Source organism: Aeromonas sp. ZOR0002 (genome assembly GCF_963866995.1).
In the GTDB taxonomy this organism is placed as follows: Bacteria; Pseudomonadota; Gammaproteobacteria; order Enterobacterales; family Aeromonadaceae; genus Aeromonas; species Aeromonas caviae.
Map to the genome: position 1 here is coordinate 22,580 of NZ_CAWMFQ010000266.1, position 24,177 is coordinate 46,756.

Below are 24,177 nucleotides of genomic sequence, written 5' to 3' on the forward strand. Positions count from 1 at the left end.
ATGCCGCCGCGACGCGGGCTGTCCACGATGTCAGCAAAAGCGATGCCAAAAACATGATCCAGCCCCAAAAACAAGAAAGGGTGCCCAGTGGCACCCTTTCTCGTGGTCGACAGGAAGAGGTATCACCGCTCCCAGTACACCTCTTCCAGGCTGTCTTCCTTCTCCGGCAACCCGCGGGAGAGGCGCGGGCTGCTCTGGGCCAGCACCTCGTAGCTCACCCGGTTGGCGTACTTGCACACCTGGGCCAGAGAGGAGTAGGTCAGGAATTCCGAGAGATGCTTGGCGGAGTTCGGCACGTTCATGCGGTGATAGGCGTTCGCCACCATGTCGTGCAGCACGGCGGACAGCGCCCCGTCCCCTGCCCCGTTGGTGTTCTTTATCTTCTCCGGGCCGCCCATGTAGGGGGAGATGTGGGAGTAGATACGCGCAGGCTTGCGGCACTTGTCCCGGGCCATGGGGCGGCTGAACTCGTACATGTTGAATTCGGGGATGACGCCGGGCAGCAGGGTGTGGGTGGTCTCGCGCTTGTAGTCCTCGTCGGTGTAGCTCGCCATGTAGAGGCCGATGGGGCCGGCGGTGCAGAGCACCATGTCCGCCCAGTCCAGCGCCTTGTCGGCCGCGCCGAGGGGATCCTTTATCCCGGTCAGGGCCTCCGCCTCGTCCTCGTTCATGGCGAGCACGGTCACGTTCTCGCTGATGAAATCGCGCCACCACTGGGGATTCTCGTCGATGACGAAGCGGGTGCCCAGGGTCAGCACCACGGGCACCCCGGCCTCGCGGGCATAGCGCACCGCGGCCATGGCGGCCTCCTTCATGGGCGTGCCGTCGGCGCCGCGCACCAGGTAGGCGGTGATCACCAGGGCCGAGGCCTCCTTGATGATGGTCTCGGGGATGTGGTCCACATCCAGGTGATCCATCTTGCCGGCGTTGATGCCAAAGCTGCGCTCTCCCCCTTCGGTGATGAAGGTGAAGCAGCGCCCGACCGGGCCGTCCACCGGCTGCAGGTAGTCGAGGTTGACCCGGGAGGAGGTGTTGCACAGATAGCGATAGGCATAGCTGCCGATGCGGATGTCCTGGCTCATGACGCCAAGCAGGATGGAGTGGGAGTCCGCCAGCACGGAGTAGTTGTGCATGGTGTTGCCGATGGTGCCGCCGGCAAATTCGCTCACCACCATGTTGTTGGCCTTGAGCTCGTCGTAGACCAGCTCCGCCACCTCGTCGGAGATGAGCATGGAGTGGCCCTTGCTCAGGCCGTACCGGTTCAGGAAGTCTTCGTCCACATGGGCTTCGATATCCACCAGAGTCTGATCGATGCCCACTACATAGGCCTTGCCCAGTTCGGTGAGCTGGGAATTCTGCGGGATCAGGGGATCACGTCTGTCGACCGGGAAGTAGTGTTTGGACTTGCGCTGACCGGGAAATTTCATGGCAATCTTCTGTGCTCTGGGGAAAAGAGGGGCGGGATTTTAACACAATCCACCACGCCGAAAAGTCGCACGATTGAATTTTGAGGTCAGTATAGACAAGGGCTTGCGAGGAAAACGTTTGACTTGCCTGCCACAAAAAACCACCCCGTGACGGGGTGGTGTTGCGGGATGACATTCAGCTTGCCGAGAGCCCCTGCACCAGGGCCAGCACCGAGAAAATCCCCAGCGACAGCCAGAAGAAGAGGGTGCCGAAGAGGCGCGGCATGTTGGGAGCTCTGGGAATCTGGATGCCGATGGCATGCAGGATGCGACCCACCAGCAGCAGCACACCACCCAGGTGCAGCCAGAGCGCACCGACCCCCGCCAGTTCGCACAGGGCCATCAGCAGCAGGGTGAGGGGCACGTACTCGGCAAAGTTGCCGTGGGCGCGGATCGCGGCCAGCATCTCGGGGGCTTCCCCCTCCCCTATCATCACCCTGAACTGGGCGCGGCGCTTGACCACCCAGAAGGAGAGCAGCAGGAACAAGAGCCCGAGCAGGCCGGCGTAAATCAGCGTGATATGCATCATCAGGACACTCCTTTATCGTTGAATCCGAACGTCCGCCACGTCGGGCACCGGATGAGAACGGCCATCATGCCAGCTCGCGACAGATGAGGGAAACCATCATGCGGATATGGGCCTGATCGCTGTTGAGGGCCGGGATGTATTCAAACTGCTCGCCACCGGCGGCCATGAAGATCTCCCGGTTCTGCACCTGGATCTCCTCCAGGGTCTCGAGGCAATCCGCCGAGAAGGCCGGGCAGATGACATCGAGCCGCTTGACGCCGCGAGAGGGCAAGTCGCCCACGGTCAGGTCCGTGTAGGGCTTGAGCCACTCCTCCTTGCCAAAGCGGGACTGGAAGCTCGCAGTCCACTGCTCCGGGGCCAGCCCCAGCGCCTCCGCCAGCAGGGCGGCGGTGCGCCTGCACTGATGACCATAAGGATCCCCTTCCCGCTCGTAGCGCTCGGGAATGCCGTGGAAGGACATCAGCAGATGCTCCCCCTGGCCGTGCTGCTCCCAGTGGCGACGCACGCTCATGGCCAGCGCCTGGATGTACTCCGGGTGGGCATGGTAATCGCGGATGAGCCGCACCACCGGCAGATTGCGTTCGGTTTTCATCGCCCTGGCCCAGGCGTCGAACACCGAGGCGGTGGTACTGACCGAATACTGGGGATAGAGCGGCAGCAGGATCACCCGGTTGACCCCCTGGGCCTTGAGGGCCTGCCAGCCATCGGCCAGCGACGGGGCGCCATAGGTCATGGCGAGCGCCACCGGCACCTCGACCCCTTCCCGCTTGAGCTCGTGCTCCAGGGCCGCGCGCTGCTGCTGGCTGATGACCATCAGGGGGGAACCCTGCTCGGTCCACACCTGCTGATAGAGCTTGGCCACCTTGGGGGAGCGGGTCGGCAGGATGATGAAGTGAAGCAGGGGGCACCAGAGGTAGCGCGGCAGGTCGACGACCCGCTGATCGTGCAGAAACTGGCTGAGAAACGCCTTGACCGCCGCCGTGGTCGGCGCGGCCGGGGTACCCAGATTGACCAGCAAGATCCCGGTTTTCGTGGTCACGTTAGCATCCTGTCGTTCTATGTCGTGGGAATGGAATGCAAGAAAGGGCCCGGTATGGACCCTTTTCTCACCCTCGCAGCCAGCCGGCGAACGGCTGCGTCCTGCCGGCCCTGAATGGCTTAACCGAGAATGGTGGCCAGTTGCTGGCTGACCAGATCCACCGGCTGGGTGCCGTCGATCTTGACGTAACGGGTGTTGCCCGCTTCCGCTTCCTTGCCATAGAAACCGATGAGCGGCGCGGTCTGCTGATGGTAGACATCCAGACGCTTGCGCACTGTGGTCTCTTCGTCGTCGGCACGGATCACCAGATCCTCGCCGGTCACGTCATCCTTGCCTTCCACTTTCGGCGGGTTGAACACCACGTGGTAGGTACGGCCGGAGCCGGAGTGCACGCGGCGGCCGCTCATGCGCTTGACGATCTCTTCGTCCGGCACGTCGAATTCCAGCACGAAGTCCACGGTCACACCGGCATCCTTCATGGCTTGCGCCTGGGGAATGGTGCGTGGGAAGCCGTCCAGCAGGAAGCCGTTGGCGCAATCCGGTTGCGCGATGCGTTCTTTGACCAGGCCGATGATGATGTCGTCGGAGACGAGCTGACCTGCGTCCATCACGGCTTTGGCCTTGAGGCCCAGCTCGGTACCCGCCTTGATCGCCGCACGCAGCATGTCGCCGGTGGAGATCTGCGGAATACCGTGTTTTTCCATGATGAACTGAGCCTGGGTACCCTTGCCGGCGCCCGGAGCTCCCAACAGAACAATGCGCATACACGCTCCTAGTTGATTGGTTATTCAATTCTTGAGAAGGCAAAAAACTACACGTTTTCGCCCGTATTAACAAGCTCGCCCCGTGTGAGTGGCCAGATTATCACCACACTCCCGCCCCGTCTCTGCGACCAAAGACGCAGACGACGACCACGAAAAATGATTGAAAATGCAGCAGCGCACCAGAGGGGAACGGCCAAAAAAAAGCCCACTGTCATGCAGTGGGCCAATCACAATCACATCACGCCTGGAGTAGCAGACGGTTGATACGGGAGACGAAGCTCGCCGGATCATTGAGGCCGCCCTGCTCCGCCAGCTGGGCCTGCTCGTGCAGGAGGGAGACCCACTCGCCAAACAGGCTCTCATCCTCGATGGTGCCGAGCTTCTTCACCAGGGCATGGTCGGGGTTGAGCTCCAGGATGTACTTCTGCTCCGGCACCGGCTGACCGGCGGCGCGCATCAGCTTGATCATCTGGGTGCTCATGCCGTGGGCGTCGGTGACGATGCAGGACGGCGAGTCGGTCAGACGGTGGGTGACGCGCACCTCTTTCACCGCCTCCCCGAGGCTCTTCTTGACCCGCTCCACCAGACCGGCGTTGGCTTTTTCGGCCTCCTCCTGCGCCTGCTTGGAGGCGTCGTCTTCCAGATCCCCGAGATCCAGTTCGCCACGGGTGACGGAGACCAGCTGCTTGCCGTCGAACTCGGTCAGGTGGCTCATCAGCCACTCGTCCACCCGCTCCCACATCAGCAGCACTTCGACGCCCTTCTTGCGGAAGATCTCGAGGTGCGGGCTGTTCTTGGCAGCGGCATAAGAGTCGGCGGTGATGTAGTAAATCTTCTGCTGACCTTCCTTCATGCGGTCAACGTAATCCTCGAGCGACACGGTCTGGGCTTCGCCCTCACCAGCGGTGCTGGCAAAGCGCAAGAGCTTCGCGATCTCTTCCCGGTTGGCGTAATCCTCGGCCGGGCCCTCTTTGAGCACGTTACCGAACTCGCTCCAGAACTTGGCGTACTTCTCGCCGTCGTCTTTCGCCAGCTTGGAGAGCATGGTCAGGACGCGCTTGGAGCAAGCCTTGCGCAGGGAGGCGGTCACCTTGTTGTCCTGCAGGATTTCACGGCTGACGTTGAGCGGCAGATCGTTGGAGTCCAGCACCCCTTTCACGAAGCGCAGGTAGGTCGGCATAAACTGCTCGGCGTCGTCCATGATGAAGACGCGCTGCACATAGAGTTTCAGACCGTGCTTCTGTTCGCGGTTGTAGAGATCGAACGGCGCACGGGCCGGGATGTAGAGCAGGCTGGTGTACTCCTGGGCCCCTTCCACCCGGTTGTGACCCCACAGGAGCGGATCTTCGAAGTCGTGGGCGACGTGCTTGTAGAACTCCTGGTACTCCTCGTCCTTGATGTCCTTCGGGTTGCGGGTCCAGAGCGCGGTGGCGCGGTTGACCTGCTCCCACTCCCCCGGGGTGCCGACGATGGTTTCACCGTCTTCTTCCCGATCCGGCGTACCCTCCTTGAACATCTCCACCGGCACGCTGATGTGGTCGGAATATTTGCTGACCACGGAGCGCAGGCGCCAGTCGTCCAGGAACTCCTCTTCATCGCTGCGCAGGTGCAGGATGACGTCGGTGCCGCGACCGGCTTTGGTCACGTCAGCCACGGTGAAGGAGCCTTCCCCTTGTGATTCCCACTGCACGCCCTGCTCCGGCGCGGTGCCGGCGGCGCGGGAGACCACGGTCACCTTGTCGGCCACGATGAAGGCGGAGTAGAAGCCCACCCCGAACTGGCCGATCAGCTGGGAATCCTTGCCCTGGTCACCGGAGAGGTGCTTGAAGAACTCGGCGGTGCCGGACTTGGCGATGGTGCCCAGGTGCTCGATCACCTGATCACGGGTCATGCCGATGCCGTTGTCCGAAATGGTCAGGGTCTTGTTCTCTTTGTCCACCACCAGGCGCACGCGCAACTGGCCGTCGTTTTCGAACAAAGAGGCATCGGAAAGCGCCTTGAAGCGCAGCTTGTCCGCCGCATCGGAGGCGTTGGAGATCAGCTCGCGCAGGAATACTTCTTTGTTGGAGTAGAGGCTGTGAGCCATCAGGCTCAGCAGTTGTTTGACTTCAGTCTGAAAGCCGTGGGTTTCGGCGTGAACACTTTGGGTCATCGACCAGTCCTCAAAACGTCGGGTTGAACAGATTCCCAAGCTAGATGGGGTTGGCCTTTCAAATATCAAGGGGCTTGCGTGCAAACTTGAGAGCAAATTTGCGCACCGGCCCCTCGCTTGGCCACACATGCAACCCCCTCCCGGCCTCCCCCTTCGCCTCCCCCTTCACAACGGGGAGGTGCACCGTCGTCCCCTGTCTGGCGAGGAGGGTCAGATTGGGATCGAGTGTGGAGCCAATAGCGGGGTCAGCCTTGCTCTCCCCTGCCAAGGGGAGGGCTGAGGCGGGGTTCGTTGCTTTCTCCCCTGCCAAAGAGAGGAGTGGGGCAGGATCCATTGCTCCCTCCCCTGCCAAGGGGAGGGCCGGGGTGGGGTTCGTGGCCTCTTTAGCTCAGGCGCTGGCGCCCCATCAGGGAGTGGGAGAGCGTGGTGCCATCCACCAGCTCCAGCTCCCCGCCCACCGGCACACCGTGGGCGATGCGGCTCACCTCCACCCCGGCGGTGCGGGCCATGTCGGCGATGTACCAGGCGGTGGCATCCCCCTCGATGGTGGGGTTGGTGGCGAGGATCAGCTCCTTGATCTGCTCCTCTTGCAGGCGGCGCTCCAGGATATCGAGCCCCAGCTCCTCGGGGCCGATGCCGTCAAGGGGCGACAGATGGCCCATCAGCACGAAGTAGCGGCCGGAGAACTGGCCGGTCTGCTCGATGGCCGCCACGTCTGCCGGGCTCTCCACCACGCAGAGCAGACCGTTCTCCTCGCGCTTGGGATTGGCGCAGATCTCGCAGCGATCGTTCTCGGTGAAGGTGCGGCAGTGGCTGCAATGACCGATTTCGGTCAGCGCCCGATTGAGCAGGGAGGCCAGACGCAGGCCGCCGCTGCGCTCGCGCTCCAGCAGGGTGAACGCCATGCGCTGGGCCGATTTCGGGCCCACGCCCGGCAAGACCTGCAGCGCCTTCATCATCTCATCGAGCAGGGGACTGAATTTCATGGGGATATCCTTTGATGCCGCGAAGAGAGGCGCCGCCCCAGGGGCATCGGCAAGCCGTCTCTCCAACCTCTTTTGTTGGCGCAGGACTATACCAGCCCAGGGCCGCCAATGGCAGATCCCGCCCGCAGGCGCCTCGCCGCCGAGACGCACCGGGAAACCGGGCTGACCTCCGTTTTTCAGGGCCGGCAGGCCCCCGCCAGCCCCCGCAAGGGGTAAAACAGCCCCCAAGGTGTTCAATTTTTCTACTCGATTGACCGCAATCGTTAAATAAAACCAAACAAAAAACCTGCGTGTTGGCCCCGCCATCCTCGACTTGCCCCCTTCAGGGGCCGGTTCAGCGCCCCGGGGGTGCGGCGCCGCCTGCCCTCACACGCCGATCGCTGGCGGAGCAGGCTCACAGGATCGCAAAGAAGCGCCGCGTCTGGCACTCAAACCGGTGCGAGATCAAGGTAATGGGGGCCACTGACCCGATAAACTTGGCCCCCGCGGCAGGATGAGAGGCCCACTTCCCTCCCCTGCCCAGGCTACGCCCCCGCTATCGAGACGCAGCCCGTTGCAACCCTGCGCATTGCATTCCTGTCCTGCCCCTGTCCGTTGTACCCAATGGCCGGCGCCGTGGTGGCAGGCCTGCAGATGGGAGTTCGATATCGCATGACATCCCCCAGGATGATCGCCGGATGGCCGCCCCTGTCGGCCCTCCCCAGCCTCCCTGTCATGAGGGAGGGTTCCCTGCCCCCCGTTTATCAGGGAGGGGCGCTGGCCCCTCTTTGGCTGGCGCCATGACCACGTCGACACGCCTTCGACTGCGCCGGGAATTTCATATAGACGGTATCGTGCAGGGGGTCGGCTTTCGCCCCTTCGTCTATGGGCTGGCGCTGCGCCACGGCCTTGCCGGTTATGTGTTGAACGATGCCAATGGCGTCACCATAGGCGCCGAAGGATCGCCCGAGCAGCTGGCCAGCTTTGCCCGCGAACTGCGGGAACTGGCGCCGCCCCTTAGCCGAATCGATCATGTCAGCGAGCGTGAGCTGCCCCGAGATCAGGATCCCGACTTCGATGGCCAATTTCATGGCCAGTTTCGAATTAAAGCGAGCCAGCAGCAGAGCGCGGCCACTGTCGCCATCTCGCCGGATCAGGGAATGTGCGAGGCGTGCGCCACGGACGTGGCCAACCCCAACGATCGCCACCACCACTACCCCTTTACCAACTGCACCCACTGCGGCCCGCGCTACACCATCATCCACCGCCTCCCCTACGACAGACCCCACACCGCCATGGCAGGCTTTGCCATGTGCCGGCGCTGTGCGGCGGCCTATGAAAACCCGCTGGACAGACGCTACCACGCCCAGCCGGTGAGCTGCCCCGAGTGTGGGCCCCACCTCAGTTGGCGAAATGGCAGCGGCGATGTGCTGACCGAGCGCGAGGATGCCCTGCACGAAGCTGCACGTGCCCTGCAAGCGGGAGCACTGATCGCAGTCAAGGGAATGGGTGGGTATCACCTGATATGTGATGCCCGCAATGAACAGAGTGTGGCCAGATTGCGAACGCTCAAGCGGCGCGCGCGTAAACCGCTGGCGGTGATGATGGGCTCCCTTGCCGAGGCCAGACTGCATGTCACCGGCAGCGAAGAAGAATGGCAGCTGCTCGCCTCTCAGGCCAGACCCATCACCTTGCTGCGCAAACGCAAAAACGATGATCGGCACTCAGAATCCCAACATAGCGCGGCGCCGCTGGCCGAGGGGATCGCCCCCGGCATCCCCTACCTTGGCATCATGCTCCCCTATACCCCGCTCCATCAGTTGCTGCTGGATGCCTGCGCCATGCCGCTGGTGGCCACCAGCGCCAATGGTCGCGGCAGCCCGATCCTTATCGAGTGCGAGGCAGTAGTCAGGGAACTCGGCAGCGAGATTGACGGCATCCTGGATCACAACCGCCCCATACTGCACCCGTGCGACGACAGTCTGGTGCAGTGGGCCGGTGGGCGACGCCAGACGTTGCGCCTCGCCCGGGGCTATGCCCCCTGCACCCCCAGCCTGCAAGAGGCGGTCAGGGTGCCGCTCTTGGCGGTCGGGGCGCAGCAGAAGAACCAGCTGGCACTGGCTTTCGGCCGCCAGCGCATCTACAGCCCCTATATCGGCGATCTGCACAGCCTGCCGATGCAGGAGCACTTCGAGCAGACCCTGGCGACCTTTCGCGATCTCTACGATCTCAAGCCCGAAGTGCTGGTGTCGGATCGCCACCCGGGCTATCTCAGCCACCAGTGGGCCAAACGCTATTGCCAGGATCAGGGTGCGACCCACCTCGAGGTGCAGCACCATCACGCCCACCTGCTGGCAGTGATGACCGAACATGAGATCACGGGCCCGGTGCTGGGGGTTGCCTTCGATGGCACCGGCCTTGGCGATGACGGCACCCTCTGGGGCGGCGAGCTGCTGATCGCAGACGTTCAGGGATTTGAGCGGGTTGCCCACCTTGCCCCCTTCAAGCTGATCGGCGGCGAAGCGGCCATTCGCGAGCCGGTGCGCCAGCTGCTGGGGCTACTGTTTGAATCCTATGGCGTGGAGGAGATCAGCGCCCTCGATATTCCGGCGATCAAACAACTGCCCGCTGAGCGGATCAGCAACCTGCACCAGCTCTGGCATCTCGGTCGCAACGCCCATTACACCAGCTCCATCGGTCGACTGTTCGATGCGGTGGCGGCGCTCTTGGGGGTGATCGACACCCCGGATTACGAGGGCGAAGCGGGGCTATTGCTGGAGGCGGCCGCCTTACAATTGGCCCCCGATGAATTGCCCTTCCCCCTCGCCTTTGATCTCAGCCAATCAACAGAGGGGCCACTGCAGATCCAGTGGGCCAAGCTGATCCATACCCTTGTCAGCGCGCGGCGCAAAGGCACCGCCACCGCCAGCCTGGCCGCCGGTTTTATCCGCGCCATCAGCAATCTGGTCATCGCCCTTGCCGAACGCTTCCCCGGCTATCCGGTGGCGCTGGGGGGCGGCGTTTTTCAAAACCGGGTGCTGATGGACCAGCTGGTGCCCGCACTCGAAACGGCCGGTCGGCAGGTATTGACCAGCGAAACCCTGCCGCTCAATGACGGTGGCATCGCCGCCGGTCAGCTCTGGTTTGCCATTCACCATCTTGCCACGCACCGCCCAACCACAGCCGGTTGTGCCACCTTGTCGGAGTCCTGAAATCCATGTGTCTATCCATCCCCTCTCAGGTGGTGCAGCTGCACCCCGAAGATAACTGCGTCACCGTCGACACCCTGGGAGTGCAGCGGCGCGTCAGCTGCATGCTGCTCGAAGAGCCTCTCCAGGTGGGCGACTATGTGCTGCTCCATATCGGCTTTGTGATGAGCAAGATTGACGAAGAGGAGGCGCAGGCCAGCCTCGAGAGCTTCCGCCAGATGGTGGCCCTTATCCCTGCGCAGGATATCTTGCCATGCTGACCTTGAATGATCTCTTTCAGGGTTTTCGCCAGCCCGAGGTGATCCGCGCCCTCGCCGCCCAGATCACCGAGCTTGCCAAATTACTCCCCGAACCGCTGCGGGTGATGGAGGTATGCGGCGGCCATACCCACACCATCATGAAGTACGGCCTGCACCAGCTGCTGCCAGCCAGCATAGAGTTCGTCCACGGCCCCGGCTGCCCGGTCTGCATCATGCCCAAAGAGCGCATCGATCAGGCCATCGAGCTGGCGAGCCAGCCCAGCGTCATTCTGGTCACCCTGGGGGACATGATCCGGGTACCGGGCTCCAAAGGCACGTTGGCCCAGCAGCGGGCCAAGGGGAGCGATATCCGCCCGGTCTATGACCCCCTCGATGCCCTGCGCATCGCCAAGGAGAATCCGGAGAAAACCGTGGTCTTCTTCGCCATCGGCTTCGAGACCTCTACCCCCATGACGGCCGCCTTGCTGGCTGCTGCGGAAGAGCAAGGGATCGAGAACCTCCTGTTTCATATCAACCATGTGTTGGTGCCGCCCGCCATTCATGCGGTGATGGCCGACGGGGTGGCCAAGGTGAACGCTTTTATCGGCCCCTCTCACGTCAGCGTCATCACCGGCGCCGATATCTACCTGCCCATCGTCGATCGTTATCAGGTGCCTGTGGTGGTGAGCGGTTTCGAGCCGGTGGATGTGATGGAGGCGCTCTTGATGATGGTGCGCCAGAAGGTGGAGGGTCGCTACGCGCTGGAGGTGCAATACAGCCGCGCCGTCACCGCCAGCGGCAATAAAGCCGCCCAGCGGATGGTCGAGCGCTTTTTCGAGACCCGCGAGCACTTTCGCTGGCGAGGTCTGGGGGATATCAACGCCTCCGCCCTGCGCCTGCGCGATGCCTTTGCCAGGCGCGATGCGGAGCGTCGCTTTCAACTCAATGAAACCCCCATCGATGACCACAAGGCGTGCCAGTGCGCCGATATCCTGCGCGGCCTGGCCAAACCGAACCAGTGCAACGTCTTTGGCCGGGGCTGCACCCCGACCCAGCCCATGGGCAGCTGCATGGTCAGCTCCGAAGGGGCCTGCAATGCCTACTACCGATATATGGGGATCCAATGAGAGATATTCAGTTAAGCCACGGCGGTCGGGTGATGAGGAGAGATGAACCAGCCTGTTTCTGCAATCTTGTGGAGAACCAGACCCGATGAGAGAAATCCAGTTAAGCCACGGCGGCGGCGGCGTGGAAATGAACCAGCTGATAAGCCACCTCTTCTTTCGCCACTTTGGCAACGATATCCTGCTGCGCGGTGAAGATGCCGCCCTGCTGCCGGTAAGCGGCCCCGTTGCCTTCACCACCGACAGCTTTACCGTCTCGCCGCTCTTCTTCGAGGGGGGCGATATCGGCAAGCTGGCCATCGCCGGTACGGTCAACGATCTGGCCATGATGGGGGCCAAACCCGAGTATCTGAGCGCCAGCTTTATCATCGAGGAGGGCTTCCCCTACGCCGATCTCGCCCGCATCGTCGAGTCGATGGCAGCAGAGCTTGCCAAGAGCGGCGCCCATATCGTCTGCGGCGACACCAAGGTGGTGCCCAAGGGAGCGGCAGACAAGATCTTTATCAACACCAGCGGGGTCGGTAGCTTCCCGCTGCCTGAGCAGAGCCGGGGCATCTCGGTCCGCAACCTCAAGGCCGGTGACGCCATTCTGGTGTCGCGGGATATCGGCAGCCACGGCGCCTGCATCCTGATGGCCCGCGACGCCCTGCAACTGGGATCTGATCTCAAGAGCGACTGCACCACCCTCTGGCCGCAGGTCGAAGCGCTGCTGCAGGCGGGCATTACCCCTCACGCCCTGCGCGATGCCACTCGCGGTGGCCTTGCCGCTGTGCTCAACGAGTGGAGCTGCGCCTCCGGTGTTGCCATCGAGCTGGAGGAGTCTGCCATTCCGGTGTGCGATCCGGTGCGCGGCCTGTGCGAGCTCTACGGTTTCGAGCCCCATGATCTCGCCAACGAGGGGACCATGGTGCTGGCCCTGCCTGCCGAGCAGGCGCAGGACGCACTGGGCATCTTGCGGCAATTCAACCCCGCCGCCAGCCAGATCGGCGTGGTGCAGGCGAGCGATCGCCACAAGGTGATCCTGAGCAACCCCTGGGGCAGCCGCCGTTATCTGGAGCTGCCGCAGGGGGAGCTGCTGCCGCGGATCTGTTGAGCAACCATGCCGTTACGTCAATTACAGGAAGGAGTCACTGCTCCTCCCCCTATCGGTTAAGGAGCCACCATGCACGAAATGTCTCTGGCCATGGCTGCCATCGATCTGGTGGCCGAGCAGGCCACCCAGCGGGGCTTTAACAAGGTGACCGCCCTCTGGCTCGAGGTCGGCAGCTTCTCCTGCGTCGACCCGGACACCATCGCCTTCTGTTTCGAGGCGGCCGCCAAGGGCACCGTGGCCCAAGGCGCCCAACTGCACTTTCTGCATCAGGCGGCAGAGGCCTGGTGTTACGACTGCAACCAGACGGTCACCCTCACCGAGCGCGGGCAGGCCTGTCCCGAGTGTGGCGGGTACAAATTACGAGTCGCGCAGGGTGATAGCCTGCGCATCACCGACATCGAGGTAAGTTGATATGTGTAGCGTATGCGGATGCGGCCAGGCGCGGATCGCCGGCCATGAGCACGATCACGAGCATGAACATCACCATAAACATGGTCATGAGCACGACCATCATCATGCTTATGACGCCCATCACCACCATGACCACGAGCAGAGTGCGCCGCGCACCCTGATCATTCACCACCACTATCACCATCAGGGGGATGTCCATCACCACTACCACGGGGTACAGGCACCAATAGGAGCAGAGGGTCATGATCACCCTCATGAGCACCACCATGATCACCCCCACGACCATCATCATGATCATGCCCACTCTCATGACCACGGCCATTCCCACGTACATCCCCATGATCACAGCCATGACCATGACCATCAGCAGGGCTCCCTGCACTACGGCAAAGGGGAAGCGGGCTTGTCGGTACCCGGCATCGGGCAGCGCCAGCTGATCGCCATCGAGATGGATGTGCTGGCCAAGAACAACGCGCTGGCGGCCCACAACCGCGAACACTTCGACGAGGCGGCCCAGCTGGTGCTCAACCTGGTATCGAGCCCGGGTTCAGGCAAGACCACCCTGCTGTGTGAAACCCTGCGCCAGCTGGCCGACAAGCGCCCCTGCGCCGTGATCGAAGGGGATCAGCAGACCAGCGCCGATGCGGATCGCATTCGTGCCACCGGCGTCCCTGCCGTGCAGATCAACACCGGCAAGGGCTGCCATCTGGACGCCAAGATGGTCCACGACGCCTGCCACCAGCTGCCCGCCAATGAAGGGGGCATCCTCTTTATCGAAAACGTCGGCAATCTGGTCTGCCCCGCCAGCTTCGATCTCGGCGAGAAGTACAAAGTGGCGATCCTCTCCGTCACCGAGGGGGAAGAGAAGCCCCTCAAGTACCCGGACATGTTCGCCGCCGCCCAGCTGATGGTGATCAACAAGATTGATCTGCTGCCCTACGTCAGCTTTGACGTGGCACGCTGCATCGAGAACGCCAAACGGGTCAACCCCTATATTCAGGTGATCCAGGTCAGCGCCACTACCGGTGAAGGGATGGATGCCTGGCTGAACTGGCTGGCCACGGCCTGAAGCAGAACCGGTTAAATGCCGCTGATAACGGTAGAAAACAAAAGAGGGAGGCTGATGCCTCCCTCTCTTTTATCTGCGCGCTTTGCCAACGGTTCTCTCTGTACAGAATGGCCAGCGACTCATACTCGCGTCCCCTCACCCTGGCCCTCTCCCCAGGGAGAGGGAACCGGTTTGTGGATGCCGCGGCTATACGACGCCCTCAACCCCCTCAGGGAGCTTCGAGCATAACAACCAGCCATATTTTCAAACCCCGAGATTTTCCAAACCCTAAACCCTGAGCGTGGTGAGATGGCACCTTCAACTCCCTTCTCCCCTTGCGGGAGAAGGGCTGGGGATGAGGGGGAAGCCAATCCTCAGGCCACGCTACGGGCCATCGCCTCCTGTTCCGCAGGCACCTCACCAAAGCGCAGCACCCGATGACAGATCTGACGCAGAAGTGCCTGCTGGTGACTGAAGACAAGCATGCCAAGCCCGCGCTGCTCGCACTCACGCATTAACTCCTGCCAAATATGGCGCTGGATTTGCGGATCCAGCTGGGCAGTCACCTCGTCGGCGACAAGCAACCGGGTGCGGGGATCGAGGGCGCGCAGCAGCGCGATGCGGGCCAGCTCACCACCTGAGAGCTGGCCGGGTTTACGACCGAGCCACGCAGGCTTGACCATAAAGCGGGTAAGTATGGCCTCATCGGGGCGCCATACATCCCACAGCGCCTGCCCGGTGGTGCGATAGGGATTGAAGGTGAGTTCCGGGTGCTGGGGCACCAGCTGGATGGGGTTATAACCTTTTACCTGTTCAGGCACCGGCTGCCCATCCAGCAGGATCTGTCCGCCGGCCCCAACCGGTTGCCAACTCGCCAATACCCGCCCCAGCGTAGTCTTGCCATGGCCACTCGGCGCAGAGATGCCGAGCCGTTCGCCCGCTTTCACCGTCAGCGATAACCCCTGCCAGAGGGGACGTTCCCCCTGGGCGATAGTGAGATTTCGTACTTCAAACATCAGGAAACCTCCGACACAGAGAAGAGCGCATTGAATTCCGGCAGTGCCTGCCAGTGGGCGCGGAGCATCTCGCTCCCCTGCCCCTGGCGCAGATGGTGGCAGCTCAAGGTATCGCTCACCTGCCCCTGATGCAGCGCCACAATGCGATCGGCAAACCGGGCCGCCAGCGCCAGATCGTGGGTCACCCAGAGGATACCGCTGCCCTGATTGGCCACTTCACGCAACTGGCCGAGCAGCAGACAGGCCAGCCCCTCGTCGAGCCAGGCGGTGATCTCGTCTGCCAGAATGTAGCGGGCACCACCGAGCGCCGCAGTGCAGGCCAGAATGCGCTTGGCCATGCCGCCGGAGAGCTGGCGCGGGTACCTGTCCAGGGTGGTCGCGGGCAGCTGGTAGCGCAGCAACTGCTCGCCGAGCCGCTCGCGAGAACCGCTCTGACCGCAGAGACGCGCCGCCCGGCCCAGCTGGCGCTCCACCGTCAACAGTGGATTGAGGGCGCTCACCCCTTGCGGCACATAGCAGAGGGTATGGCCGCGCAGACGGGCGCGGCTGGCATCGCACAGAGGTGTGCCATCGAGGGAGATGCGGCCGCGCATCCTCAGGTTGTCCGGTAGCAGGGTCAGGGCGCTTTGCAGCAACAGGCTCTTGCCCTCGCCGCTCCCCCCCACCAGCGCCACTATCTCCCTTGGCGCCAGTTGCAGGCTGATATCGGTCAGCAAAGGCTGCCAGCTGCGCCGCCCCAGCCAGGAGTAGTGGGCCGCCTCTATGGTCACCTGATCAAAACTCAGCATGGTTCACTCCTGTGCCACAACAGCTGTTGCAAGGCGCGGGTAGCCTGATCAAACAGCAGAACCAGCAGCAGCAACATCAGTCCCGGAAAGAGGGCCAGCCACCAGCCACCACCGGCCAGATAACGCAGGGCATCGGCCAGCAGTAGACCCAACGAGGCCTCATGGGCCGCCAGCCCAAAGCCGAGAAAGCTCAAGGCCGCGCTGTGCAGCACCGCATGGGGAAACATCAGCAAGGTGCCGATAAACCACTGGGGCAGCAACCCCGGCAGCAAGTGGGTGCACCAGCGACGCAGCGCCCCCATCCCCTGACAGCGGGCCAGCACCACATAGTCGCTGCAGGCGATCCGCCGCGCTTCTGCGCAGAGAATAAGCGCCAGCTTGGGCCAGTGGGTCAGTGCCACCGCCAGGATCACCCCGCGCATACCGCCCCCCACGGTAAAGCAGATGAGGATCAGCAGCAGCATATGGGGCAGCGCCAGCATGGCGTCGATCACCATTCGCACCGCCGCATCACATCTGGGGTGAATGAGCGACACGCTTGCCGCCACCATGGCCAGCAGGCCACTGCAGAGCGCCGTGCTGATGCCAAGCTCCAGACTGGTGAGGGTGCCCTGAAAGGCCCGCAACCAGAGATCCCGTCCCATCTGATCGGTGCCGAACCAGTGGGTCAGCGAGGGAGGCTGCTGGCGCGCCAGCAGATCCATCGGCACATCCTGATGAGAGAGGTTCCAGCCGTAGGCGGCCAGAAGCGCCAATCCAATCAGGGCTACAGCGAGGCGCACTATGGAGGGAAGCGGATTAAACAGCATGCTCACCCTCCCAGCCTCGATTGATGCGGGCCAGCAGCAGACAGGCCACCGTGTTGCCAATAAAGACCAGCAGGGTGCAGAAGAGCACGATGCCCATCAGCAAGGGGATATCGCCCCGCAGCCCCGCATCCACAGTGGCCTGGCCGAGCCCCGGATAAGAGAAGACCTTCTCAGCCAAGAGCGACCCGCCAATCAGCTCGCCTAGAGAGGCAAACTGCAGGCAGAGCGCCGGGGTCAGGGCGTGGCGCAGCACATGAAAACGCAGCATAGGCCAGCCGCCATCCCCCTGAGCGCGGGCATAGCGGATAAAGTCGCTCTCCAGCACCTCGGCCACCCGCCCCCGGGTATGCAGGGCAATATTGCCCAACCCGAGCAGGGCGAGCGTGGTCACCGGCAGCAACAGATGGCGCGCTCGCAATGCCCAATCTGCTTCCTCGGCAGCGAGCCCCGGCGTCCAGGCGCAGCAGACCGGCAACAGCGGCCAGTGCACCGCAAACAGCGCCAGCAGCAACAGGCCGACCCAGAAGGTGGGCAGGGAGGCGAGCAGATAGGCAAACCGGCAAATCAGGCGATCGGGCCAGCGATTGAGATAGCGACCGGCGCAGAGGCCCAGCAAAATCCCGAAATAGCCGGAGAGCAGCCAGGCGCCCGCCAGCAGCAGGAAAGAGGCAGCAAAGCGCTGGCCTATGACTTCACCCACAGGCGCGTTGTAGAGCATGGAGTAACCGAGATCCCCATGCAGCACTTGGCTAAACCAGTGCCAATAGCGCAGCCAGAGCGGCTGATCCAGCCCCCAGCGGGCGGCGATGCGGGCGTACTGCTCCGGCGGCACATGGAGCAGATCGTTGCCGATATAGGCCTTGATGGGGTCGATGGGGGAGTAACTCAGCAGCACAAAGGTGGCGACCGAGACCAGACAGAGCAGCCCTGCCAGACGCAGCAGGGCTTTTAGAGTGGCAGTCATCATAGTGGGGAACTTAACGGCACGTCCACCGCCAATCCTGCAGGTTGTTGAGCAGTGACCAGCTACCGTGGATTTCCGGCGCCCCCTTGCCAAGGTCGATGCAGCGATTGGCCAGATAAGTGTGCTGCACGTTGAGCAGCCAGGCCCAGGCCGCATCTCCCTGCACTCCGGCGCCGGTCTTGCCATCCCACTCCACCTGCTGCCAGAACGGCACGGCCGCCTGCCAGTTCGGGGCATCCAGCGCCTGCTTGAGGTGGCTATCCACCACAGGGTTGCTGTAATAACCCGGGTTGTAGAACTCCACGCCGGCGGAACCGCTCTGGTAGTGGTGATAGAGCTCCATGGGATCCAGACTCCCCCACCCCATCAGCACCGGATTGGCGTGCATCTCCCGCTCCACCTGCTCCCAGCTGCCGGACTTGAGGCTCACCTCAAGGCCGATGGGTTTGAGCATGGCGCGCACCGCTTCCGCCAAATCCCGGCGGGTGCTGTCGCCACTGGTGTACCAGAGGGTAAAGGCGGCTCTCAGGTCGCCCTTGTGGCGAATACCGTCACTGCCCATCTTCCAGCCAGCCTCATCGAGCAGGGCGTTGGCATGGGCGGCATCGCCATCCTTAAAGGCGGTGGCTTTATTCAGCCATGGCAAGCCTTCTACCGCGCTGTAAGCGGGGATGGCGTGCCTTTCCAGCAGCTGGTCGGCCAGCAACTTGCGGTCGATGGCGTAGTTGATAGCGCGGCGCACCGCCACGTCCGAGGTCACGTCGTTGCCGATGGGATAACCCTTGGCATCCTTGCCACCCGCAGGCGGAATAGGGAAGACGATGCCACGGTTCTCCACGCTCGGCCGCACCCAGAGTTTGAGGGAAGCAGGCACGGTAGGCGCCAGCGACGGAGCAATGCGCACCACATCAAGCTGGCTGCTCTGGGCGGCAGCGTAGGCGCTCTCTTCGTCGATAAAGACAAACACCAGCCGCTTGAAGTCATTGCTGCCACCGGCGTAATAGGGGTTGGCCTCCACCACCAGCTGTTGACCGGGCAGGAAGCTCACCAGCCGGTAAGGGCCGGCGCCGACCGGATGGCGAGCGTAAGCTTTTGCGTCGTAATCCCGCTTCGACACTATCCCGAGCGATCCCAGCACGTTGACGAAGGTGCTCTGGGGGGCGCTAAGAGTCATGGCAACCTCGGTAGGCGAGAGCACTTTGGCCGAGACAAAGTTGCCCATATCGATCTTGCCGCCACCCTTGGCTGCGCTGTTGTAGGTGAAGGCCACGTCTTCGGCGGTGAGGGGCGCGCCGTTGGAGAATGTCAGGTTCGGCTTGAGGCGGATAAGCCACCCCTTGCCATCCTTGCTCGGGGTCACCGATTGGGTGAGCACGTTTTGCCAGCTGAGATCGGCGTTCTGTTTGAGCAGCGGACTGTGCAGCAACAGGTAGCTGCCGTGACTCCAGCCAAGCAGAGGGTCAAACCCTTCGGTGGGCTCACTGCCAATGGCGAGCTTGAGTTCGGCGGGGACGGGCTGGGCAGCCAGCGCCATGGTAGAGAAACCGCCCGAGAGCAGGGCCAGCAGGGGCAGTGCCCGCACCAGGACTGGCGCACCAAGCAGGCCATCGACGCGGCCATGTTCAATCTTCATCATGATCCTTGTTCCCAGGATTCACTCGCAGAGATGCAACGCCACCTCAATGAGGCGAGTGAGGGGCCCATGCCGGCCCCTGTGTCAAACTGACGCGCCCGGTTGTCGGCACGCCTTGGTCTCAGGACTTTCGTCCCCCGAACAGTCGTCGGCGCCCCAGATCCACGCCGCCCTCCCCCTGCTGCACCGGAAGCGAAAGCAACATCTTGAGGGTGCTGCTCACCAGCGCCCGCCCCTCGTCGGCCCCCAGATGCGGGTCGATGGGGGACATGAGCGAGCAGGCCAGCAACTGCCCCGTCTCGGGCAAGGTCCCCACCATAAAGGTCAGGTTGCCGCAGGGGAGCTGCAGGGCGAGCCGATCGCGGCTGCCACGCACCGGCCAAAGCTGATCCGGCCCCGGCAGCACTACCACGCTCAGCATCCAGGGGGTGAGCACGCAGCCGAGCCACTGACCTTCAAACAGGGTGCACTGCGCCACTATCGGCATGGCCGGGTGGTAGAACGGCAGGGCCTGCATCTCTTCTCTGGCGATCCGTTCGTACTGGGCCACCAAGCGCGGTGCGGGATTGGTGGCAAAACCGGCAAACTCCTGCGCCGACTCTGTCGCGACTTCGTTCACTGCCTCATTCACAATGGATTGCGCCATAGGCCCTCCCGCGCTCGCTCGGCTTTCTCCTGCTCAGAGAGCGGGATGGCCGGTGCTCCCAGACTGGCCAGCAGGGTCAGGATCCGATCCGTCGCCTCCCCCAGCGCAGCCGCCACCACGGGAGTGAGGCCGATGCGGGGCTCGAGGGATGCGGGCTCGACCCCGATCAGGGTGAGCCGCCTGGGGGATTCCCCCGTCATGTGCAGCGCCGAGAGCACGTCCGCCAGCCCCAGCTGGTGCGGGGAGATCTTGCGACCGAACAGGGTCGGGATCGCCTTATCTTTCAGGGTCACCACGGTACCCGGCGGATTGCCGCTGCGCACCGCGTCCGCCAGTATGATGTGGTCGCGACTGGCCATCGCTTCGAGCAACTCCATGCCGGCGGTACCGCCGTCGAGCAGCTCGATGCCGGGGGCGAAGCGGTAGTTGCGCTCCAGCCCCTCGACGATCCGCACGCCGACGGCCTCGTCGCTCAAGAGCAAGTTGCCCACGCCCAGGATCAGGGTGTTCATCACAGCACCTTCACCTGAGTCACGTCGCCGCTCTGGGTATCCACCACGTGCACCGCGCAGGACATGCAGGGATCGAACGAGTGGATGGTGCGCACCACCTCCAGCGGCTTGGCAGGATCCGCCACCGGGGTGCCTACCAGGGATTGCTCGTAGGGGCCGGGCTCGTCGTTGAAGTTGCGCGGACCCGAGTTCCAGGTCGACGGCACCACCGCCTGATAGTTCTCTATCTTGCCGCCCTTGATGACTACCCAGTGGGAGAGCATGCCGCGTGGCGCCTCTTCAAAGCCCACCCCGCGAAACTCCTTGTCCGCCGGGATCTCGGTCTTGATGTAGGCGCTGACATCCCCCTTGCCGATATTGTCCACCAGCGCCTGCCACTGGTGAGACAGGGTGTCTTTGAGCACGCAACAGCGCACCGCCCGGCCGATGATGCGGCCCAGGGTGGAGTGCAGCTGTTCGGTCTTGATGGCCGAGCCGGTGAGCGTCTTGTAGAGACCGTTCAGCTGATCGAAATGCGCCACCGTCTCCGGGTGCTTGGCGGCGAGCTTGACCAAGAGGTCTGCGAGCGGCCCCACCTCCACCACCTTGCCGTAGAAGGTGGGGGATTTGACCCAGGAGTACTTGCCATCATCCTGCCAGCCGGTGTAGTTGGGCTCGGTCTTGCCCTCCCAGGGTTTGAGGGGGGCGTCATCCTTGTACCAGGCGTGCTTGTTGCTCTCGGCGATGCCATCCATCAGCCAGGCATCCTGATGGCTCTCGATGGGGCGATAGCCGGCCAGATCGCCGTTCTCGATGTAGCCCCCCGGCATCAGGAAGCTGCCGCCGTCACCGTCGGTGGGCAGCTCCGGCACGCTCAGGTAGTGCCTGGCCCCCTGCCCCAGGTTCAGCCACTCGGGGTAGTGGGCGGCGATGATGGCGGCATCCACCTTGTAGACCTGCTCGATGAACTCGCCGAGCCGGTCGATAAAGCTCTTCACATAGAGCAACCGCTCGAGGTTCAGCACGCTCGGCGCATCCAGGTTGATGGGGTTGGCCACCCCGCCCACCGCCAGGTTCTGGATGTGGGGGGTCTTGCCACCGAGGATGGCGACGATGCGGTTGGCATCGCGCTGGCACTCCAGCGCCTGCAGGTAGTGGGCCACGGCGATGAGGTTCACCTCCGGGCTCAGCTTCATCGCCTTGTGGCCCCAGTAGCCGTTGGCGAAGATGCCGAGCTGGCCACTCGCCACCAGGGCGCGGATCTTCTCCTGCACCTTGGTCAGCTCATCGGCGCTGTTGAGGGACCAGGTCGATACCCCCTTGAGCAGGTCGGCCGCCTTCTGCGGGTTGGCCTCAAGGGCCGCCGTGATGTCCACCCAGTCCAGCGCGGAGAGCTGATAGAAGTGGACGATGTGATCGTGGATGTTGTGGGCCGCGATGATGAGGTTGCGGATAAACTGGGCATTGACCGGCACCTTGGCGCCGATGGCGTTCTCCACCGCCCGCACCGAGGCGATGGCGTGAATGGAGGTGCACACCCCGCAGATGCGCTGCACTATCATCCAGGCATCGCGCGGGTCGTTGTCCTTGACGATCTCCTCCATCCCGCGCCACATGGTGCCAGACGACCAGGCCTTGGTGACGACGCCGCCTTCGATTTCACAGTCGATACGCAGGTGACCCTCGATGCGGGTGATGGGGTCTATGGTGATACGTTGGCTCATACGTTGGCTTTCCCTCGGGCCTGATAATCTTGGTGAACACGTTCAAGTGATGGCAGTACCGGCAGCAGCCGGATCAGCAGCAAATAGGCACACACCTCGATGGCGACGAAGCCCAGGGAGATCAGCACTTCCGCCGCGGAGGGGAAGTAGTGGTAGCCATTGCCGGGGTTGAAGGCGAGCAGGGAGTAGTCCAGTCGCCAGAGGGCGGCGCCCAGCAGCATGCTGAGGGCCCCCAGGAACAACATGCGCGAATCGCGGCGGCTCTTATCCCAGTGGAACACCAGCAGCGGGAAGATCATCAGCACGATCTCGCTCCAGAACATCAAGGCGTAGCGATTCCACTGGGAGAGGTACTCCGACTTGTCGTTGATGACGATCTCGGCAAAGCGCAGCGCCACGAACAGGATCAGGAAGATGTCGATCACCTGGGTCAGCTTGTAGAAGAGCGACTTCTCGTTGGGGCCGCGCCCCGCCAGCCCCGCCTGCACCAAAGATCCTTCAAACACGACTATGGAGAAGCCCATGATGAAGGCGGTGAGAAGCGAAAAGACCGGCAGCAGCTCGTAGCTTTGCCAGAGCGGATGGATCTTCTCCCCCGCCACTATCATCAAAGAGCCCATCGAGGATTGGTGCATGGTGGGCAGCAGGGCCCCCAGCGCCAGGATGAAGAACATGATCTTGTTGAGCCGCGCCATGGAGGCCTTCCAGCCGAACTTCTCCAGGAGCACGGGCGCAAACTCCAGCGCCATCACCCCGATGTAGATGGTCATGCAGACCGCCGTCTCGAACAGCACCGAGGAGGTGTTGAAGAAACCCGGAATGTAGAAGTAGGGCAGGTTCCAGTAACGCCCCACGTCGATGGTGATGGAGAGGCCCCCCAACGAATAGCCAAACAGACTTGCCAGCAGGGCCGGCCTTACCAGGGGGTGATACTCGCCCCGGTTGAAGACGTAAACCGCCCAGGCCAGTGCCCAGCCACCGCAGGCGAAACCGGTGCCAATCAAAAGGTCAAAGGAGATCCAGAGCCCCCAGGGGTAGCCGCCGTTCAAGTCGGTGACCGAGCCCAGCCCGAAGATGAGGCGCTTGAGAATAAGCATGCCGCACAGGATGACGAACGGCGCCAGCACCATGACCGGCCAACTGACCAGCCGGCCCCCCAGCGGATGTGCCTTGTGATTACTCATGGTCCTTGCCTCCCGTATTCTGGTCATGACCCTTGCTCTGACCATGGCTGGCATCATCCCCCTCTCCCCCGCCATGCTGCTTGGCATTGCGGCGAATAAGCACCGAGAGCCCGGTCAGCACCACCAGCGGCAGCACCATCCCCTTGTAGAGGGTGTGCTGGATGTGCTCGGAGCGGGCACCGGAGGAGAGCTCCGGCAAGTCAGGCATGTCGAGCTTGGTGTAGGGCACCCCGGCCAGCACCAGCACCTGGGTGCCGCCCCCCTCCTTCTCGCCATAGACGTAAGGCTGGTAGTTGGGCACTTCATGCAGGTAGGGATCGTTGGCGCTGAAGGTCTGGCGCGGGTAGGCATATTCGCTACCCGGGGTGGCCAGCAGCCGGCGCTTGGCCTCGGCCATCAGCGCCTCGCGGGTGCCGAAGATGACGGCGCCGGTGGGGCACACCTCGACACAGCCGGGCAATTTGCCCTGATCGATGCGCTCAAGCCCCTTCTGGTTGCAGAGCTCGCACTTGTGGATCGCCCCGAACGGGTTGTCGTAGTCATATTTGGGCACGTCGAACGGGCAGCCCACCATGCAGTAACGGCAACCGGTACAGACGCTCGGGTCGTAGTGAACGATACCGGTCTTGGGATCCTTGGTCAGCGCCTGCACCGGGCAGACGGAGACGCAGTTGGGATCGACACAGTGCATGCACTGCTTCTTGATGTAGGCATAGCCATCCACCAGCTGATCCTTGTGCTCACCCGCGCCGCTCTTCCACACCTGAATGATGTTGTTGGTGTAGGGGCTCAGTTTGTCGTTGTTGGACCAGGTCGCTTCCCCGGCCGGATTGGCCGGGTTGCCGTTGAGGCGCTGGCACTCCGCCACGCAGGCCTGGCAGCC

22 protein-coding genes and 1 pseudogene are annotated in these 24,177 nt (G+C 63.0%); 6 read left to right on the top strand and 17 right to left on the bottom strand.

Going from position 1 to position 24,177, the window contains the following annotated elements:
- Positions 1–122: 122 nt before the first annotated feature.
- The 6 genes from AACR77_RS14465 to recR all read right to left on the bottom strand — a co-directional run bounded on the left by AACR77_RS14465 (position 123) and on the right by recR (position 6,936).
- Complete coding sequence (locus AACR77_RS14465; protein ID WP_010674425.1) at positions 123–1,427, bottom strand: inosine/guanosine kinase; 1,305 nt, start codon at positions 1,425–1,427, stop codon at positions 123–125.
- Positions 1,428–1,602: 175 nt separating this feature from the next.
- The gene (locus AACR77_RS14470; RefSeq protein ID WP_010674424.1) at positions 1,603–1,995 is read right to left on the bottom strand and encodes an MAPEG family protein; all 393 of its coding nucleotides are present in this window, start codon (positions 1,993–1,995) and stop codon (positions 1,603–1,605) included.
- Positions 1,996–2,059: 64 nt separating this feature from the next.
- Positions 2,060–3,034, bottom strand: a complete 975-nt coding sequence (hemH, locus tag AACR77_RS14475) for a ferrochelatase (protein ID WP_042882436.1) — start codon at positions 3,032–3,034, stop codon at positions 2,060–2,062.
- Between the two features lie 119 nt (positions 3,035–3,153).
- A complete protein-coding gene (gene adk / locus AACR77_RS14480) occupies positions 3,154–3,798 on the bottom strand; it encodes an adenylate kinase (protein ID WP_042882437.1) in 645 nt (214 codons plus the stop codon).
- Between the two features lie 238 nt (positions 3,799–4,036).
- Positions 4,037–5,950, bottom strand: a complete 1,914-nt coding sequence (gene htpG, locus AACR77_RS14485) for a molecular chaperone HtpG (protein ID WP_042882438.1) — start codon at positions 5,948–5,950, stop codon at positions 4,037–4,039.
- Between the two features lie 383 nt (positions 5,951–6,333).
- Positions 6,334–6,936: a recombination mediator RecR gene (gene recR, locus AACR77_RS14490; RefSeq protein ID WP_010674419.1), complete on the bottom strand. Its 603-nt coding sequence runs from the start codon at positions 6,934–6,936 to the stop codon at positions 6,334–6,336.
- A 779-nt stretch (positions 6,937–7,715) separates the two neighbouring features.
- On the opposite strand from recR, the gene hypF reads away from it, so the two are divergent.
- From hypF to hypA, 5 genes are all read left to right on the top strand, one after another.
- Entirely contained in the window at positions 7,716–10,127 is a 2,412-nt protein-coding gene (gene hypF, locus AACR77_RS14495) for a carbamoyltransferase HypF (protein ID WP_042882441.1), read from the top strand.
- 5 nt (positions 10,128–10,132) lie between these two features.
- The gene (locus tag AACR77_RS14500; protein WP_042648489.1) at positions 10,133–10,384 is read left to right on the top strand and encodes a HypC/HybG/HupF family hydrogenase formation chaperone; all 252 of its coding nucleotides are present in this window, start codon (positions 10,133–10,135) and stop codon (positions 10,382–10,384) included.
- Positions 10,378–11,490: a hydrogenase formation protein HypD gene (hypD, locus tag AACR77_RS14505; protein WP_042882442.1), complete on the top strand. Its 1,113-nt coding sequence runs from the start codon at positions 10,378–10,380 to the stop codon at positions 11,488–11,490. Before AACR77_RS14500 ends, hypD begins: the two co-directional genes overlap by 7 nt.
- Positions 11,491–11,575: 85 nt before the next feature.
- Complete coding sequence (hypE, locus tag AACR77_RS14510) at positions 11,576–12,580, top strand: hydrogenase expression/formation protein HypE (RefSeq protein ID WP_042882443.1); 1,005 nt, start codon at positions 11,576–11,578, stop codon at positions 12,578–12,580.
- Between the two features lie 69 nt (positions 12,581–12,649).
- Positions 12,650–12,991, top strand: a complete 342-nt coding sequence (gene hypA / locus AACR77_RS14515) for a hydrogenase maturation nickel metallochaperone HypA (protein ID WP_042882444.1) — start codon at positions 12,650–12,652, stop codon at positions 12,989–12,991.
- Here hypA and AACR77_RS14520 read toward each other — a convergent pair.
- Positions 12,969–13,331, bottom strand: a complete 363-nt coding sequence (locus AACR77_RS14520; RefSeq protein WP_225160037.1) for a hypothetical protein — start codon at positions 13,329–13,331, stop codon at positions 12,969–12,971. The genes hypA and AACR77_RS14520 overlap by 23 nt on opposite strands.
- Between AACR77_RS14520 and hypB the strand changes: the two genes are divergently transcribed.
- Positions 13,218–14,060 (top strand): hydrogenase nickel incorporation protein HypB, encoded by an 843-nt coding sequence (gene hypB / locus AACR77_RS14525; RefSeq protein ID WP_197055495.1) that lies wholly within the window; start codon positions 13,218–13,220, stop codon positions 14,058–14,060. The two genes, AACR77_RS14520 and hypB, sit on opposite strands and share 114 nt — an antisense overlap.
- 353 nt (positions 14,061–14,413) lie before the next feature.
- Here the strand turns inward: hypB and AACR77_RS14530 are convergent, their stop codons facing one another.
- From AACR77_RS14530 to hybA, 10 genes and pseudogenes are all read right to left on the bottom strand, one after another.
- Complete coding sequence (locus tag AACR77_RS14530; protein ID WP_042882446.1) at positions 14,414–15,055, bottom strand: ATP-binding cassette domain-containing protein; 642 nt, start codon at positions 15,053–15,055, stop codon at positions 14,414–14,416.
- Positions 15,055–15,843 (bottom strand): ATP-binding cassette domain-containing protein, encoded by a 789-nt coding sequence (locus AACR77_RS14535; protein ID WP_042882447.1) that lies wholly within the window; start codon positions 15,841–15,843, stop codon positions 15,055–15,057. Before AACR77_RS14535 ends, AACR77_RS14530 begins: the two co-directional genes overlap by 1 nt.
- Positions 15,837–16,652, bottom strand: a complete 816-nt coding sequence (locus AACR77_RS14540) for an ABC transporter permease (protein ID WP_042882448.1) — start codon at positions 16,650–16,652, stop codon at positions 15,837–15,839. Before AACR77_RS14540 ends, AACR77_RS14535 begins: the two co-directional genes overlap by 7 nt.
- Positions 16,642–17,645 (bottom strand): annotated as a pseudogene (locus AACR77_RS14545) (ABC transporter permease). Before AACR77_RS14545 ends, AACR77_RS14540 begins: the two are co-directional and overlap by 11 nt.
- On the bottom strand, positions 17,630–19,249 hold the full coding sequence (locus tag AACR77_RS14550) for an ABC transporter substrate-binding protein (protein WP_042882449.1): 1,620 nt from the start codon (positions 19,247–19,249) through the stop codon (positions 17,630–17,632). Before AACR77_RS14550 ends, AACR77_RS14545 begins: the two are co-directional and overlap by 16 nt.
- A 121-nt stretch (positions 19,250–19,370) precedes the next feature.
- A complete protein-coding gene (hybE, locus tag AACR77_RS14555; RefSeq protein ID WP_042882450.1) occupies positions 19,371–19,895 on the bottom strand; it encodes a hydrogenase-2 assembly chaperone in 525 nt (174 codons plus the stop codon).
- Positions 19,877–20,407, bottom strand: coding sequence for a HyaD/HybD family hydrogenase maturation endopeptidase (locus AACR77_RS14560; RefSeq protein WP_042882451.1), 531 nt, complete (start codon positions 20,405–20,407; stop codon positions 19,877–19,879). The genes hybE and AACR77_RS14560 overlap by 19 nt, the downstream gene beginning before the upstream one ends.
- Positions 20,407–22,110: a hydrogenase 2 large subunit gene (gene hybC / locus AACR77_RS14565; protein ID WP_042882452.1), complete on the bottom strand. Its 1,704-nt coding sequence runs from the start codon at positions 22,108–22,110 to the stop codon at positions 20,407–20,409. The genes AACR77_RS14560 and hybC overlap by 1 nt, the downstream gene beginning before the upstream one ends.
- Entirely contained in the window at positions 22,107–23,294 is a 1,188-nt protein-coding gene (gene hybB / locus AACR77_RS14570; RefSeq protein ID WP_042882454.1) for a Ni/Fe-hydrogenase cytochrome b subunit, read from the bottom strand. The genes hybC and hybB overlap by 4 nt, the downstream gene beginning before the upstream one ends.
- A partial coding sequence (gene hybA, locus AACR77_RS14575) for a hydrogenase 2 operon protein HybA (protein WP_042882455.1) occupies positions 23,287–24,177 on the bottom strand: 891 nt, incomplete at its 5' end. The genes hybB and hybA, both read right to left, overlap by 8 nt.

Excerpts from the sequence above, each read along its gene's own strand:
- hybC (WP_042882452.1), bottom strand. The coding sequence starts at position 22,110 with ATGAGCCAACGTATCACCATAGACCCCATCACCCGCATCGAGGGTCAC.
- recR (WP_010674419.1), bottom strand. The coding sequence starts at position 6,936 with ATGAAATTCAGTCCCCTGCTCGATGAGATGATGAAGGCGCTGCAGGTC.
- AACR77_RS14550 (WP_042882449.1), bottom strand. The coding sequence starts at position 19,249 with ATGAAGATTGAACATGGCCGCGTCGATGGCCTGCTTGGTGCGCCAGTC.
- AACR77_RS14470 (WP_010674424.1), bottom strand. The coding sequence starts at position 1,995 with ATGATGCATATCACGCTGATTTACGCCGGCCTGCTCGGGCTCTTGTTC.
- AACR77_RS14530 (WP_042882446.1), bottom strand. The coding sequence starts at position 15,055 with ATGTTTGAAGTACGAAATCTCACTATCGCCCAGGGGGAACGTCCCCTC.
- AACR77_RS14465 (WP_010674425.1), bottom strand. The coding sequence starts at position 1,427 with ATGAAATTTCCCGGTCAGCGCAAGTCCAAACACTACTTCCCGGTCGAC.
- hypD (WP_042882442.1), top strand. The coding sequence starts at position 10,378 with ATGCTGACCTTGAATGATCTCTTTCAGGGTTTTCGCCAGCCCGAGGTG.
- hypE (WP_042882443.1), top strand. The coding sequence starts at position 11,576 with ATGAGAGAAATCCAGTTAAGCCACGGCGGCGGCGGCGTGGAAATGAAC.
- hybE (WP_042882450.1), bottom strand. The coding sequence starts at position 19,895 with ATGGCGCAATCCATTGTGAATGAGGCAGTGAACGAAGTCGCGACAGAG.
- hybB (WP_042882454.1), bottom strand. The coding sequence starts at position 23,294 with ATGAGTAATCACAAGGCACATCCGCTGGGGGGCCGGCTGGTCAGTTGG.
- AACR77_RS14560 (WP_042882451.1), bottom strand. The coding sequence starts at position 20,407 with ATGAACACCCTGATCCTGGGCGTGGGCAACTTGCTCTTGAGCGACGAG.
- AACR77_RS14540 (WP_042882448.1), bottom strand. The coding sequence starts at position 16,652 with ATGCTGTTTAATCCGCTTCCCTCCATAGTGCGCCTCGCTGTAGCCCTG.
- adk (WP_042882437.1), bottom strand. The coding sequence starts at position 3,798 with ATGCGCATTGTTCTGTTGGGAGCTCCGGGCGCCGGCAAGGGTACCCAG.
- hypA (WP_042882444.1), top strand. The coding sequence starts at position 12,650 with ATGCACGAAATGTCTCTGGCCATGGCTGCCATCGATCTGGTGGCCGAG.
- htpG (WP_042882438.1), bottom strand. The coding sequence starts at position 5,950 with ATGACCCAAAGTGTTCACGCCGAAACCCACGGCTTTCAGACTGAAGTC.
- AACR77_RS14500 (WP_042648489.1), top strand. The coding sequence starts at position 10,133 with ATGTGTCTATCCATCCCCTCTCAGGTGGTGCAGCTGCACCCCGAAGAT.
- hypF (WP_042882441.1), top strand. The coding sequence starts at position 7,716 with ATGACCACGTCGACACGCCTTCGACTGCGCCGGGAATTTCATATAGAC.
- AACR77_RS14535 (WP_042882447.1), bottom strand. The coding sequence starts at position 15,843 with ATGCTGAGTTTTGATCAGGTGACCATAGAGGCGGCCCACTACTCCTGG.
- AACR77_RS14520 (WP_225160037.1), bottom strand. The coding sequence starts at position 13,331 with ATGGGGATGTACGTGGGAATGGCCGTGGTCATGAGAGTGGGCATGATC.